At 60.2% G+C, this 14,888-nt stretch carries 14 protein-coding genes and 1 pseudogene; 5 read left to right on the top strand and 10 right to left on the bottom strand.

The features are described from left to right. The first annotated feature begins 201 nt into the window (after positions 1–201). Positions 202–423 (top strand): hypothetical protein, encoded by a 222-nt coding sequence (locus tag AC1DJO_RS24410; protein WP_112386876.1) that lies wholly within the window; start codon positions 202–204, stop codon positions 421–423. A 196-nt stretch (positions 424–619) separates the two neighbouring features. Here the strand turns inward: AC1DJO_RS24410 and dhaL (AC1DJO_RS24405) are convergent, their stop codons facing one another. The 10 genes from dhaL (AC1DJO_RS24405) to AC1DJO_RS24360 all read right to left on the bottom strand — a co-directional run bounded on the left by dhaL (AC1DJO_RS24405) (position 620) and on the right by AC1DJO_RS24360 (position 10,591). After that, entirely contained in the window at positions 620–1,261 is a 642-nt protein-coding gene (gene dhaL / locus AC1DJO_RS24405; RefSeq protein WP_112386875.1) for a dihydroxyacetone kinase subunit DhaL, read from the bottom strand. A gap of 55 nt (positions 1,262–1,316) precedes the next feature. Continuing rightward, positions 1,317–3,341, bottom strand: a complete 2,025-nt coding sequence (locus tag AC1DJO_RS24400) for a bifunctional sugar-binding transcriptional regulator/dihydroxyacetone kinase subunit DhaK (RefSeq protein WP_112386895.1) — start codon at positions 3,339–3,341, stop codon at positions 1,317–1,319. 201 nt (positions 3,342–3,542) lie between these two features. Next, positions 3,543–4,190, bottom strand: coding sequence for a dihydroxyacetone kinase subunit DhaL (gene dhaL, locus AC1DJO_RS24395; protein WP_112386874.1), 648 nt, complete (start codon positions 4,188–4,190; stop codon positions 3,543–3,545). A gap of 11 nt (positions 4,191–4,201) precedes the next feature. Next, on the bottom strand, positions 4,202–5,194 hold the full coding sequence (locus AC1DJO_RS24390; protein ID WP_112386873.1) for a dihydroxyacetone kinase subunit DhaK: 993 nt from the start codon (positions 5,192–5,194) through the stop codon (positions 4,202–4,204). Positions 5,195–5,227: 33 nt separating this feature from the next. Then, positions 5,228–6,001, bottom strand: a complete 774-nt coding sequence (locus AC1DJO_RS24385; RefSeq protein WP_112386872.1) for an SDR family oxidoreductase — start codon at positions 5,999–6,001, stop codon at positions 5,228–5,230. Positions 6,002–6,063: 62 nt separating this feature from the next. After that, positions 6,064–7,050, bottom strand: coding sequence for a substrate-binding domain-containing protein (locus AC1DJO_RS24380; protein WP_112386871.1), 987 nt, complete (start codon positions 7,048–7,050; stop codon positions 6,064–6,066). An 84-nt stretch (positions 7,051–7,134) separates the two neighbouring features. After that, the gene (locus tag AC1DJO_RS24375; RefSeq protein WP_112386870.1) at positions 7,135–8,139 is read right to left on the bottom strand and encodes an ABC transporter permease; all 1,005 of its coding nucleotides are present in this window, start codon (positions 8,137–8,139) and stop codon (positions 7,135–7,137) included. Positions 8,140–8,193: 54 nt separating this feature from the next. Next, entirely contained in the window at positions 8,194–9,672 is a 1,479-nt protein-coding gene (locus AC1DJO_RS24370; RefSeq protein ID WP_477973259.1) for a sugar ABC transporter ATP-binding protein, read from the bottom strand. A 333-nt stretch (positions 9,673–10,005) separates the two neighbouring features. Continuing rightward, positions 10,006–10,422, bottom strand: a complete 417-nt coding sequence (locus AC1DJO_RS24365; RefSeq protein WP_112446046.1) for a helix-turn-helix domain-containing protein — start codon at positions 10,420–10,422, stop codon at positions 10,006–10,008. Next, positions 10,358–10,591: a BrnA antitoxin family protein gene (locus AC1DJO_RS24360; RefSeq protein ID WP_112386867.1), complete on the bottom strand. Its 234-nt coding sequence runs from the start codon at positions 10,589–10,591 to the stop codon at positions 10,358–10,360. Before AC1DJO_RS24360 ends, AC1DJO_RS24365 begins: the two co-directional genes overlap by 65 nt. A gap of 569 nt (positions 10,592–11,160) precedes the next feature. Here AC1DJO_RS24360 and AC1DJO_RS24355 point away from each other — a divergent pair. The 4 genes and pseudogenes from AC1DJO_RS24355 to AC1DJO_RS24340 all read left to right on the top strand — a co-directional run. Beyond that, positions 11,161–11,670, top strand: a pseudogene (locus AC1DJO_RS24355) (SDR family NAD(P)-dependent oxidoreductase); the annotation flags it as partial. Between the two features lie 222 nt (positions 11,671–11,892). Continuing rightward, positions 11,893–12,987: a nucleotidyltransferase family protein gene (locus tag AC1DJO_RS24350; RefSeq protein ID WP_112386865.1), complete on the top strand. Its 1,095-nt coding sequence runs from the start codon at positions 11,893–11,895 to the stop codon at positions 12,985–12,987. Positions 12,988–13,140: 153 nt separating this feature from the next. Continuing rightward, positions 13,141–14,004: an SDR family oxidoreductase gene (locus AC1DJO_RS24345; protein ID WP_477831661.1), complete on the top strand. Its 864-nt coding sequence runs from the start codon at positions 13,141–13,143 to the stop codon at positions 14,002–14,004. Then, on the top strand, positions 14,001–14,888 hold the full coding sequence (locus AC1DJO_RS24340) for a TIGR02587 family membrane protein (RefSeq protein ID WP_112540868.1): 888 nt from the start codon (positions 14,001–14,003) through the stop codon (positions 14,886–14,888). The genes AC1DJO_RS24345 and AC1DJO_RS24340 overlap by 4 nt, the downstream gene beginning before the upstream one ends.

Raw genomic sequence — 14,888 nt, 5'->3', positions numbered from 1 at the left:
GCCAGGTCGTCGTCTGCGACAGTGGCGCTCTGGCCACGCTGCGCGCGGAGTTGCGGCCCTACGTCCATGTAAAGCGGCCGATCTGGCCGGTGGATCGCACCGGAAGCCTCATCGCTCTCGAAGCAATGCGAAGCCATAGCGCGACAATTGCTGCAGTTTCCTCTACGTTCCCGCCGGAGATGAAGCGGGCAGAGAGTTGAGATGGGCCGATTTGAAGATACCGAAGCCGCAATAACCGAACGGCTCCGTGCGATGAAAGGAAATCCGGATGTGACAATCAACCTTTTCGAACTCGGGGTTCCCTTGAATGCAGCGGGGTTTACGCAGGATGAGATCACGGCGGTGCTCGAAGCCCTGGAGCAGGACCGTATCGTTGAGTTTGCACCTGGCAACAGGCTTCGGCTGATTAGGCCGCTGCCCTGACATCGTGCTGGTGCGTCCGAACCGGCGACAATCTCGCTCTGGCCCGCTTTCCTCTTCAATCGGTCATTTGGCGTATGTTCTCGCGCAAGCCCGTCGCACAAAGCCCTTTGCCTCCAGCCGCTGAAGCTGTGTTCCCGGTGCAATCGGATGGAGCATTGCTATGGGATGTCACGCGACAAATGCCGCTCTGATCAACTCAATCCGCGAATACTTCCATCATCGCTTTCAAAACCAGAACCGCAGAAGCCGCGCCCGGGTCGACATGGCCGAGGGATCGCTCGCCAAGCCGCGCCGCTCGTCCGCGCACCGCCACCATTGAACGTGTGGCCTCCGCCCCACCCTCGCCTGCCACCACCACGTCACGCCACAGTTCCCTTACCCCGCTTTTGCGCACGAGTGCTGCACGAGCCGCCTCGGCGGCCGGAATCCAGGCGTCAAGCATCGTCTTGTCGCCACGCTGGCCCTTCCCGCGTTCCTGTATGCCAAGCGTTATCGCCTCCAACATGGCGACTTGGCCCGCAGCGTCCAGAGACTGCCGGCCTTCCAGTGCCTTTGCGGCACGTAAAAACGCTGTCGCATAAAGAGGGCCTGTCGAGGCGCCGACGGCGTTGAGAAACACCGATGCTGCGGTTGTCATCACAACCGACGGCGGCATCTCGTCGAGATCGGACCGTGCCAATTCACCAGCGACGGCGCCAAAGCCAAGAGACATCGTTATCCCATGGTCGGCATCGCCAATCGCGCCGTCAAGCTCGGTGAGGTAGTCTTTTTCTGCCGCGATCAAGCTGGATATCCGATTGAACATCCGGTTGAGCCTGCGCGCATCATTCTCTGCCATTGTTTCCCTCCCATGTGCACAAGACGCCCGATGATGAGGCCGGTGCATGCCGATCTTACGTTATCTTCAGCACCGCGGTGTCGCAGGGATGGTGCAAGAGTTCCGTCAGTTCCTGATCCAGCTCCATGATCGAGATGGACGCCCCGACCATGTCGAGAGACGTACAGTAGTGCCCGACCCAATTGGCTTCGATCGCAATGCCCTTGGCACTCAACCGCTGCTCGACACGTCTGAACAGGATATAGAGCTCCATCATCGGCGTCCCGCCAAACGAGTTGACGAGCACGGCGACGCGGCTGCCTTTGGCCGCCCTCATCTCCAGGAATATCCGATCCATCACCCTGTCGACGATCTCATCGGCGCTGATCATCTTTTCGCGAATGACGCCCGGCTCCCCATGGATGCCCATGCCGAACTCGATATCTTCGGCGCCGATCTCGAAATTGGGCCGTTGCGTCTGCGGCATGGAGCAGGGCTCAAGCGCCACGCCGACCGTATAGGTCTGTAAATTCGCCTTGCGGGTCACGGCTTCGCAGGCATTGAGCGGCAGACCGCGATCGCAGGCCGCACCAGCTATCTTGAAGGTGAAAAAATTGCCCGCCACGCCGCGCCGCCCATCCCGGTCTTCGATCGGCGAAGAGGTGATGTCGTCGGTGGTAAGAACCGTTCGCACGGGAATTCCCGCAGCCTCTGCCATCTCCGCCGCCATTTCGAAATTCATCACATCGCCGGCGTAGTTGCCATAAACGAAAAGAACGCCGGCGCCGCCGGATGCAGCTTTCGCGCAATGCAGGATGGGTATGGGAGGCGGTGACGAGAAGATGTTGCCGATCGCGACAGCGTCCGCCAAACCTTTGCCGACATAGCCGAGGAATCCCGGCTCATGTCCGGATCCACCACCGATGACCAGCCCCACCTTGCCCGGTCTTGGTCCGTCGCGCGCAACCAGCGCGCGGTGCGATTTTTCGATCGGCGACAGATACTTGCGATGGGCGCGTACCACGCCATCCAGCATCTCTTCGACGACATTGTCGGGATCGTTGAGAAATTTCTTCACGCGCGTTCGCGCGGCCGGCGGTAGAGGCGTCTGGCTTTCCGGCCGCAGGCGCTGGGGCGATCGCTGATCGATATCGGTCACGCCATCGGCGTTGAGAATGCCGCGGCCGGTCGCCGCGTCGGTAATCAGCACGTTGACATAGCCGCCGCGCAACGCCGCAAGAATGGACGGCACCTTGTCGAAGCCGCCGGCGGCGGCAATGCGGAGATCGATGTTCTTCAGCATCTCAAGGGAAATGCCGATCGTTCTGTCGTCGAGCGGCCCTGCGATCGCGCGGCCCTGCCCATCGATGAAACGTCCGGCCACCACGCCGACGGCGCCCTTGGCTAGATAGTCCTGCAGTGGAACAGATTCGAAGAAGCCGCTGGTATGAATGGTGGAATTGGGGCGCAGCGACGAAATGCCAAAAAGCGCCTTGTTGGCACCGGCAAGAGCACCGAATTGGCTCTCGATCAGCGGCTCTTGCATAAACGACTCACGCACGGCGTTCGCCGAGACGATGGCGGGTGCGGAGATGTTGATCAGCTTGCCGTTGACGGCGGTGGCCAGCGCCGCGGCGCAGAGTTCAGGCGTATAGGCGAAGCTTGCGCGCGTGCCGCCCGTTGCCTGCACAACGGTGACATCCTGCAATCCTGGAACCTCGGCGCGCTCGCTGATCGCCAGCACCGTGCGGCCCCACGACACTGCGACGGTATCGCCCGATTTGATCAATCGATGTAGCGCTTGGCCGCCGGCAACGCCGATCCTGTCGATCAGCGGCCTGGCGGTGTCCTCGCTCGGAACGACGAGGCAGTCGGCAAGGCCAAAATGCCGCTTGAGCGCTTGCGCAACGGTGAGAGATGCAAGCCGTGCCGGTTCGATAGCAATGTTGACGATGCCGCGATCACGTGCGTCGGCGAGATAGCTGTTCACCGTTGCGCGGGATATGCCCATCACCTCGGCGATATCGCCTTGAGTTAATCCGTCTTCGTAGTAGAGCCAGCATGCCCAGACATAGGGGTCGTCGCCGTAGCGCAACGGCATGGCGTCCGGCGCCTGTGCGAGGTCGTTCTTGCCTGCGCCTGCTTTTCGCGCCTGCTGGGTCTTAACCGCTGCCACTCTGGAATGAACTCCCGCTTAGATCTGCCGGGAAGATGCCGCCAATACCAACGCATTGCAACCGCGCGGCGCGCGGCCCGCCGCCATGGGGCGAGGCCGCGCTGTCTTGGGAGACAAGCCGTCTGATCAGCCGCCCTCAAGCCGGCTGGCAACACCGATTGAAATTTCACTGAGAATGAGGGCACAGGAGGTCGCGCCCGCATCCAGAACACCGCGAGAGCGTTCGCCCAGGCGGCTGGCGCGGCCGATCTTGGCGACCAGATCGATCGTCGAATCGCGCCCCTTTTCGGCTGCTTCCGCCAAAGCCGCGAGCGCATCGGCGAAAGACTTTCCGGATGCTGTCGCCTCGTCGAAAGCATTGACCGCCGGGACAAAGGCATCAATCAGCGTCTTGTCCCCGACTTTGGCCGAGCCGATCGACTGAATGCCATCCAGGCCAGCATGCAGCATCTGGCTGAACAGCTTGGCATCGACGATATCCCTGCCCTCGATCGTCTCACCGAATTCGGTGAACATGACGCCATAGAGCGGGCCCATTGAGCCGCCGATTTCGGTCATCAGCAACGTGCCCAGCGTCTCGAACGCGCCACTGAGCGATGAGTCCTGCCCTTTCAGACGCTCGGCCGCCATGCCGAACCCCTTGGCCATGTTGACCCCATGGTCGCCGTCGCCAATTTTGCCATCGATCTCGCTGAGATAGGCCCGGTTTTCAACGATACGGCCGGCCACTGAAAGAACGATGGCGCCCGCCGAGGGATTCTTGAAACTTTGCATGTCACCGTTCCCTAGAGCAAGATTGTGCAGGACGTTTCGAGGTCGAGCAGCGGCTTCGTCTCGTCATCGAGCGCAAAGACCGTCAGCGTCGCGCCGACCATCTCAAGCGACGTGAAGTAATTGCCGACATAGGTTTTGTAGACAACGAGACCTCGGCCGCTGATCTCGCTCTCGATCGTGTCGTTGAGAATGTAGAGTTCATTGAGCGGCGTGGCGCCCAGGCCAGAGACAAGAACAGCAACCTCGGTGCCTTCCGGAAGATTGTGATCGTCGAGCACGATCTTGCACATCTCCTTGGCCACCTCGACCGCAGTCTTGAGCGGCTCGACGCGCACGCCAGGCTCGCCGTGGTGGCCGATGCCGACTTCCATCGTACCCGGCTCGATCTGGAAATTCGGATGACCGACGGCCGGCAGGGTGCAAGGACCGAGACCGACGCCGATCGAGCGGCAATTGTCGATCGCCTTCTGCGCCGCGGCGCGAACCTCTTCGAGACTGCCGCCCTTGGTGGCCTTGGCACTGCCGATCTTCCACATGAAGATCTCGCCCGCAACGCCCCGGCGCTTTTCGCGTTCCGACAGCGGTGCCGAGCAGACGTCGTCATTGGCAACGACGGTCGCGACCTCGATGCCGCCCTTGGCGGCAAGTTTGGTCGCCATCTTCACGTTCATATTGTCGCCAGCATAGTTTCCATAGAGGCAGACGACGCCCGCGCCGCCATTGGCTTCGCGAATTGCATCGTGGAAGCTCTTGGCGGTCGGCGACGAGAACAGCTCGCCCACGGCGACGGCGTCCAGCATGTTCTTGCCAGTGTAGCCCATGAACCCGGGCTCGTGGCCAGAACCGCCACCCGTGATCACGCCAACCTTGCCTTTCACAGGCGCGTTCTTGGCGACGACAACACGCGGGTTTTCGGCAAGCCGCACGATATCGGAGTGGGCCTTGATGAAGCCCTTGACTGTATCCTCGACGACGAGATCGGGATTGTTGACGAACCGCTGCATGGGATCTCCTTAAAAATGTCCTGGCGCTCCGGCTCAGAGAATGGTGTAGCCGCCGTCGATCAGAAGATCGGCGCCGTTGATCATGTTCGCGCCATCCGAAACCAGAAAGACAGCAGCGGCAGCGATTTCCTCGGGATAAGCGAAGCGGCCGGTGGGGATCCGCTTCTTGGCGGCCTCCCCCTTTTCGCCCGCCCAGGCCTTCTTGCCGAGTTCGGTCAGGACCACAGTTGGCGAGATAGTGTTGACGGTTATGCCGTACTTGCCCCATTCGGCGGCAAAGGTCTTCGACATACCGATGACGCCGAATTTCGAGGCGCAATAAGCCACGTGCTCTTCAATGGCCACGGTGCCAGCCTGCGACGCAAGATTGATGATCTTGCCGCCTTTACCGGCGGCGATCATGGCGCGGCCGGCAGCCTGCGTGACAAGAAAGCTGCCCTTGAGATTGATGTTGATCGTCTTGTCCCAATAGTCGAGCGACAGGTCTTCTGCAGGCGCCAGGAACACGACGCCGGCGCTGTTGACGGCAATGTCTATCTGGCCGAAAGCGGCGACCACGTCGGATATGGCGCGATTGACGGAATCAGGCTGCGAGACGTCACAGACGAAGAATTTAGCCCCATGACCAAGCGAAGCCGCCTTGGCGCTTGCGATATCGGCATTGACATCCAGGACAGCGACCGTGGCGCCCTTTGCAGTCAATGCATCGGATATCGCCGAGCCGATCCCGGACGCGGCACCCGTGACGACAGCGATCTTGCCGGTCAGGGGGAAATTGAGGTCAATCTGGGGAGAAGTGTCTGTCATCTCTTCAAGCCTTTGCGATGTGGATGCCGGGGCGGCGCGACGCCGCCCCGGCGGTGCATTTTTTACTTGCGGGATTCGAGCAGCTTGTCGGCATTTTCCTTGGTGACCGGCGTCCACGGGACGAGGTAGTCCTTGGATGCGCCCTCTTCCCACTTCATGTCAGGATACTGGGTCCAGATCGCCGATTCCGGCTTGGCGTCCTTGTTCGCAGCCTTGATGGCCACGTCGAGAGCACCCTGTGCCTGTGCGTTGGCGTCCTGCAGGATCGATGCCATCTCGCCACGCTTGACGGCATTGATCGCATCGGTAACGCCATCGACGCCAGCGATCGCGAAGTCTTCGACCTTCAGGTTGGCGGCCTTGATCGCTTCAATAGCGCCGAGCGCCATTTCGTCGTTCTGGCCGATGACGCCGTTGATCTGGCCAGGATGCGATGTCAGCCAGTTCTCCATCAGGGTCTGGGCTTCCGCACGCGACCAATTGGCTGTCTGCTTTTCGAGAACCTTGACGTCAGGGCACGCCTTCAGCGCCTTCTCGTTGCCTTCGAGGCGCTGGATCTGACCGGACTGGCCGATCGGGCCCTCGAGGATGACGAGGTTACCCTTGCAACCCATCTTGTCGAGAACGGCCTTGGCTTCCAGTTCACCGGCCTCGACGTCGTTCGATCCGACGTAGGAGGTCAGGAGATCGGAGTTGACGCGGGCGTTGGACCCGACAACCGGGATGCCGGCATCGTGGGCGGCCTGAACAGCTGCGGCACCCGCCTCGACGTCCATCGGCACAAAGATGATCGCGTCGAACTTCTGGGTGATCATGGTGTTGAACTGTTCCTGCTGGACCAGCGCATCATAGCGGCCGTCGAATACCGTCAGCTCAACCTGGCCGCTCTTGACCGCCGGATGCTGCTTCAGCGCGGCCGACCAGATCTGCATGAATTCGGCATTGAGGCCGTAGGTCGTTGCACCGATCTTCAGCTTCTTGTCCTGCGCCATCGCTGGCGCGGCAAGGATCGCAGCGCTGGCGACGAGGGCGAGCATCAGTTTCTTCATGTTTTTCTCCTCCATAGAGATATCCGGTCGCCGTTATGACGCGCGGTTGGTCGACGGACCGCGGATGCGATCCGAATGATGAGGTCAGAGACCTTGATTTCGCTTCTGATCCAGCATGACGGCGCCGACGATAAGCGCGCCCTTGAGCACCTGCTGGTAGTAGGATTGGATACCGAGCAGATCGAGACCGTTGTTCATGACGCCGATGATCAGCGCCCCGATCAGCGTTCCCGTCACCCGGCCAACACCGCCCGAGAGGCTGGTGCCGCCAATGACGACGGCCGCGATGGCATCGAGCTCGTAGGCGATACCGGCTTGCGGCAGCGCAGATCCCGTGCGGGCCGAGAGCATCATTCCGGCGAGACCGGCGAGCGAGCCCGAGATGCAGTAGACCGTGAAACGGATGCGGGTGACGTTGATCCCGGAGGTAATCGCCGCATGCGGATTGCCGCCGACCGCGTAGATGTAGCGGCCAAAGCGTGTGCGAGTCAGAACCCACCAGGACACGATGAAGACGACGGCCAGGATTACCACCGGCATCGGCACGCCGAGAATGTTTCCGGTACCTATCCAGCGGAACTCGGGGATCAGCGCCGGGACAGGCTTGCCGCCACCATAGATCAGCGTCATGCCGCGTGCTGCCGACAACATGCCGAGCGTGGCGACGAAGGCCGGGACGGCAAAGCGCGAGACGATGAAGCCGACGACAGCGCCACAGGCCAGACCGACCGCGATACCGGCAATCAATGCGACGATGGCAGGGTACGGGGCACCCGCAATGCCGGCCGTTGCCGACGTCGTGACGAAGCTGGCGCTGATGATGCCGGCAAGCGCCACCACCGAACCGACCGACAGATCGATACCACGCGTCAGGATGACGAAGGTCATGCCGATCGCCAGCACGCCGTTGATGGATGTCTGCAGCAGCACGTTCGAGATGTTGCCGGCCGTCAGGAAATACTCGTTCGACACCGACAGGATCACGGACAAGAGCAGGAAGGCGAGGAAGATGCCATATTCCTGGATGAGCAGCCTGCGGCGATCCGAGTTGAACCAGCCCGTCGTTGGTTTGTTATCTGTAAGGGACACTGTTTCTAACCTCTTCCCATGCCGATCCGTATTGAGAAATTCGCGGCGCACCTGTTACGTCGACAGATGCACCAGCGCTTGCGCGTCGGTTTCCACCCGCGGGTAGACGCCCGCCGAGCGGCCGTTGCGCATCACGAGAATGCGGTCGGACATGCCGAGCACCTCGTCTATCTCCGATGAAATCATCACCACCGTGCCTCCCGTGGCTGCGAATTCGCAGATGATCCGGTAGATTTCGCGCTTGGCGCCGACATCGACGCCGCGCGTCGGTTCGTCGAGCAGAAGCACCTTCGGGTTGCGCAGGAACCACTTGCCCAGCACGACCTTCTGCTGGTTGCCGCCTGATAGTCCCGAGACCGCCATGGTGTCGCGTGCAGTCTTGATGCCGAAACGCTCGATCATCTGCTGGCTGGCCGCCTGCTCGCGGCCGCGGCGCATGACGAAAGCCGGGCTGAACTCCGGCAGGCTGGCAAGCGCGATGTTGCCCCTGACGCTATCGACGAGATTGAGCCCTGTCAGCTTGCGATCCTCGGTGACGAGGGCAAGCCCTTGCTCCATGGCCTCGACAGGCTTGCTGACGGTGATCGCCTTGCCATCGAGCCTGATCTCGCCCCTATCCATCCGGTCGAGACCGAAGAGGCAGTTGAAGATCTCCGATCTGCCGGACCCCATCAGCCCATAGATGCCGAAAATCTCGCCCTTCTTCACGGAGAACGATACGTCCTCGACCTTGCCGCTCGCCGTCAACCCTACGACCTCGAACCCCGTGACATCGGTGGGCGTGTTGGTCTTGATATATTCCTCGCCGAGTTCACGGCCGACGATCATCCGGATCAGTCCCGCGCGATCAATATCGGCAAGGTCACCCGCACCGATATACGAACCGTCACGGAACACGGTGTAGGCGTCGGCGATCTGGAAAATCTCCGACAGACGGTGCGAGACGTAGACCACGCCCTTGCCCGCGGCCTTCAACCGTTCGATCGTCTTGAAGAGTTGCTGTGCTTCCTTTTCGCCGATCGCTGAGGTCGGCTCGTCCATGAAGATCACTTCAGCGTCATGGCTCAACGCCTTGGCGATTTCGACCAGCTGCATCTGCGCAACAGAGAGATTCATCATGAACTGCGTCGGGCGGATGTTGAACTCGAGTTGCTCCAGCAGCCGCTGCGCATTCTGGTTGATGGTCTTGAAGTCGATGCCGCCGAAACGTCCTGACGGCTCACGGCCGAGATAGATGTTTTCGGCGACCGTCATGTGCGGCACCGGACTGAGCTCCTGCTCAATGATCGCGATGCCTGATGCCAAAGCCGCCGCCGGACCGGAGAATTCCACGTCCACACCCCGTCGCCGGATAGATCCCGCGTCGCGCTTGTGGATACCCATCAAAATCTTGAGGAAGGTGGATTTTCCGGCGCCATTGCCACCGCATAGCGCATGCACGGATCCAGCCTTGAGCTGAAACCGGCCGTCGCGAAGCGCCGCGACGCCATTGAAGGACTTTGCCAGCCCTTCGACTTCCAGAAGATGTTCCACCCAAGTTCCTCCCGCGATCGGGCCATCTCACGATGGACCAATCATGCATCACGCTCCATCTCCAATGGAGCGATTTTTACAAGTGTCAAATACATTTAGACAAATGTCAATCAAGCAATTTACCTTGTGCATATCCCTTGAAGACGAGCGGAGGCGGCGTCCTCCCCTTTCAGGTAAGGCCGGCTGAGAGAACCGCATTTGCTGACGAGTTGCCGTAATTTCACGGCTGCCGACTACATGATGAGTGCAATCACATACGCTTGCGGAGAAGCTAGCGTCGTCTGACTGAGATCAAACATCGATCGGTGAATACAAAGATCAGAACAGCCGCCTTCAGCCTTTTCGGGGGCGCCCGCTCTCCAAACTGCGCGCGATAGAACTCTGGGCCGGCGTGGAACGCGCCTGCCGTGGCGACAGGCCGCACAGGGTCTTGAACGCCCGGCTGAAGGCGGCCCCGGAATCGTAGCCGACGTGGCAGCCGATATTGCCGATGCGCAGGTTCGATTTACGCAACAGGTTGGAAGCGACAGCCAGCCTCCAGCCGTGCACGTATCGCAACGGAGACTCGCCAACAGAAGCGCATTCGACGCGCCTGATCCGTGCATAGGTCAGGGCTGCTGGCGCCGTCCAGCCGTCTATTGTCACCCTGACACGGACGGTAGGCCCATCATACCGGAAACCGATGTCATCGGCTGGCTTCCATGGTCTCGCGCAGCGCCGCGTTGATGCGGTCCTGCCAGCCGGGGCCATCTTCCTGGAAGAAGGCGAGCACGTCGGTGTCGATCCTGATCGATACCGGTTCCCGGGTGGAGGGGATTGCCTGCCGTTCTACAGGTGCAGCCGGGGCCTTGGTGGCGGGCTTAAACAGGGCTTCAGCAGCATCGAGCGGATTGGCCGGCCTGCGGGGTGTGCGGTTCATGGATTTCCTTTAAATTTGTTGCGTAGAAGGGCTCGCTCACCGAGACACTCGGTCATGAGCATGAAATATCAGACGATACGTCTAGGCGCAGTCGCGAAGCGCACGATAGGACGGATGTAGCATGGATCGGTTGGGTTCCGCCGTGTTTTCCGTGCGGGCAGGGAAGAAAACCGGAGAGATTGTAGGCGGCCCCGCAGCAGAAAACGAGACAACTCGTCGAAGAAGACGGGAACAGCCGCTCCGTGCATCCTGAGGAGCCGTCTGCTGGCCAAGGACGCCAGTTTCTGCGCGGATTTTGCGCAGGCTTATGGCATGGACGCTCTCGAGTGCGAGATGCGATTGCCGATCAATGATTGTCCGGCGCTTTCGACCGGATAGCGGCGCGCTCGCGTCGGGAGTGGTCACTGAAACAGGCGGTCGCGTGCAGACAATATCGCCGTCGCGAAAGTTCGAACATTCATACTCCTGTTGATTGGAAGTCGGGTAGTTAATAGGATACGAGCGCCGCTCATCCGCCAGTCGCGCGACGAAACATCCCTCTGGAGCAATTGTAAGCTGAACGCTTCCCCACGCTCAATGTGGTGATCGCCAATGCCGGAATCTCGCGGACCGAAGACATGACGTCCGACACATGGAATGTCTCATCGTCGGTGGACATGATCCAGACTAACATTGTCGGCGTGATTAGCACTGTTGCGGCTTTCCTGCCTGTTCTGAAGGCCCAGCGGAATGCCACCATCATGGCAACCAGCTCTGCTCTCGCCTTCCTGCCGCGGGCAGATTTTGCCACCTGCTGCGCCAGCAAGTCCTTCCTGCATTCATGGCTGACGTCGTTGCGTCATCAGCTGCGGAAGTTGCCGATCGAGGTTCTCGAACTTTCCCCGCCCTATGTGCGGACGGAGTTGACCGGCCTTTCTCAAGCAGCCGATCCGCGCGCCATGCCGCTCGCCTCTTACATCTGCGAGGTCATGTCCATGCTTGAAAACGGACAGCACCCGCGTGGCGAGCTCCTGGAGCGGGATCAAGCCCGCCGCTGGGCCGAGCGTGTCGGGACGTTCGACAGCATCTTCGCGCCATGAATCCAGCCTGAGCTTGTCCGGGCGAGGCATATCCAAATGTAACAAGGCGCACAGTCACAACGCGCGTCTTGTGCACGCCATCGCAGGTTGTACGCGGGCAAGTTATAATGTTCCTGCCGAATCATTATAACCCCCTCCGTTGACTTCTCGTATCGGCGCTATAATGTTTTTGTCAGAAAATTATAACGCCGGTTCGGTGCTAAGCTACAAGCAGGAACGGCCATGTCGAAAATCAAACAAGTCGATATTAGCTACCGGACAATGTTCGCAGAGCTCGTCGAGCGCTCGCTCGATGCCCAATTCCAGGCAGACTTTCCCTTGGAGGGCCGGTTCGTGACCGTACCGGTCAAGGATCGCAATTACTGGTACTTCGACCTGCCCACTCCTGGCGGCAAAGACAAGCGAAGCTATGTCGGCCCGCACCACGATGAAGCGATCACCGCCCGAGTGAATGCCCACATGGAACTAAAGGGTTCGATTCGTGACCGGAGGCGAATGGTAAGCACATTGCGCCGCGCTGGTCTTCCAGGCCCCGATCCGTTTGCCGGAGATGTCACGCAGGCGCTTGCAAATGCAGGGTTATTCCGCCTGCGCGCAGTTCTGATAGGGTCCGTCGCTTTCAGCGCCTATGCAGGCATTCTCGGCGTTCGCTTACCATCCTCGGCCGTGCAGACCGGCGATGCTGACTTTGCACAGGACTTCGCGATTTCGGCGGAGGTGGGCGACAGCCTGCCTCCCGTCCTGGAAATCCTCCGGTCAATCGATAGCGGCTTTCGCCCGGTTCCCCACCAGGGGGACAAGGCCAAGATCGCCTTCCAGAATGCGAGGGGATACCGGGTGGAATTTCTCACCGGCAATCGCGGATCAGCCGAACACACGGGCAAGCCCTCGCCGATGCCCGCTCTTGGCGGCGCTTCCGCAGAAAATCTAAGGTTTCTCGACTACCTCATCTACGAACCGGTGCGCACCGTTCTCCTGCATCGAGAGGGTGTGAATGTGCTGGTTCCTGCTCCGGAGCGTTTTGCTGTCCATAAGCTCATCGTCGCTTCGCGGAGGCTCGGAGATGCGCTGGGGCGAGCAAAGGCCTTCAAGGACCTGTCTCAGGCGGCCCTGCTGTTTGAGGCACTCGTTGAAACGCGACAGGGCGACGTTGTTGCAGATGCCTGGCAAGAGGCGTGGGATCGCGGCGCAGCCTGGAAAGAAGGCATCTCCAAAGGCTTTCTCAGGCTACCTGAAAACGGCGTCGCCGCTTTAAGAGCCGCGCTCGGCCCGCAGCAGCTCGAAGGCGTCATGAGTGGTGATAGTCCCTCCCCGTGACATACGATCGCATCGAAGGCCCGGTCGAACGCACGCATGTCGCCGTTGGTCGACAATGGCTGCGCGAGCCCAAACTCCGCTGATACCTCTCGCTGGATTGTGGAACCAAGCCCTATCCGGTCCGTTCTCTCACCTAAAGGAGAGGACACAACCATGCCGGAAACCAATCGCCCAATACCGCCGCAACCTGAGCAGCAGCAACCGCCGCCTGGGCTGACAAGATTGATGAAGCCCGCGCCGGATCACGGCGAGGAGAGCTACAAAGGCAACGGCAGGCTCAAGGGAAAGGTAGCGCTGATTACGGGCGCAGATTCCGGCATCGGTCGTGCCGTGGCGATCGCCTTTGCGCGTGAAGGCGCCGATGTCCTGATCTCATATCTCAGCGAAGACGAAGATGCCGTGGAAACGGCGAGATGGGTCGAAGAAGCTGGTAGCCGTGCCTTGGCCGTTGCCGGCGACATCACCTCAGAAAGTCACTGCATTGCTCTCGTCGAACGAACCGTCAGGGAGTTCGGAGGAATCGATATTCTTGTCAACAACGCAGCCTTCCAGCGCACCTACGCTGCAATCGGCGACATCACCGAGGAAGAATGGGACGAGACTTTTCGCACGAACACATATGCCCCTTTCTTCCTCGCCAAGGCTGCCGTGCCTCACATGAAGCCTGGCGCCAGCATCATCAACACCACGTCCATCCAATCGCGCCAACCCTCCTCCCATCTTCTGGCCTATGCCTCCACCAAAGGCGCGGTTTCGAACTTCACCGCGGGCCTTGCCGAAATGTTGGCGGGAAAAGGCATACGCGTAAACGCGGTCGCCCCCGGCCCGATCTGGACGCCACTTATCCCTTCGACTATGCCGCCGGATAAGACCAAAGATTTCGGCAAAAAGACGCTGATTGGCCGCGCTGGTCAACCGGCCGAACTCGCCGGGGCATATGTGTTGCTGGCCTCGGCTGAGGGTAGCTATATGACCGGCGCCATTATTCCGGTCACGGGCGGCGAGATCATGATTTGAGCGCGGCACCGTCGTCAGAAAAGCTCAGGGGCAAAACCCAGCCGAAATTCGACAGTCTAGAGTTCGCCGCTGGAATAGCGCGCGGTTTTGCAGGCGCACTGCTTTTTGCCCTGCCGATGCTGATGACTATGGAGATGTGGGAACTCGGGTTCTACATGGACCGCACGAGACTCCTGCTTCTCCTCGTCATCAATATCCCGCTGCTCATCTTTCTGTCTGACCGCATTGGCTTCGAGACAACGTCTACCTGGAGCGAAGCGGTCCGAGACGCGAGCATCGCCTACGGCCTTGGCATCGTCTGCAGTGCTCTTATCTTGTCCGCAATGGGCATCCTCCGGAATGACCAGTCTGCGCACGAGGTCATCGGCATGATTGCCATCCAGGCAGTGCCGTCGAGCATCGGAGCAATGCTGGGGCGCAGCCAGCTTGGCGGGCAGTCCGATGAGATTGATGATCACGGTGACGGAGATGACCCGGTGGATAGCCGGGAGACGAGCTATGCAGGCGAACTGTTCTTGATGGCTGTCGGCGCCCTTTTCCTCGCGCTTAACGTGGCGCCGACCGAGGAAATGATCCTCCTCTCCTACAAAATGTCGCCCTGGCACGCATTGGCTATCATGGTGGCGTCTCTGGCGATAATGCATGGCTTCGTCTACACCCTGTCGTTCCACGGAAGCCATGACCTTGCCGAGGGGACGCCTGGGTGGCACGCCTTTGTCCGCTTCACCCTGCCAGGCTATGTCATCGCTCTCGCTATCAGCGGCTTTTGTCTGTGGACGTTTCACCGGATCGACGACACTTCTACGACTCAGGCGTTGATGACAACTGTGATCTTGAGTTTCCCGGGCGCTATTGGCGCGTCTGCTGCGCGGCTGATTTTATGA

Source organism: Rhizobium sp. 05N430 (assembly GCF_056396985.1).
This window is presented reverse-complemented; position numbering and strand designations above follow the sequence as displayed.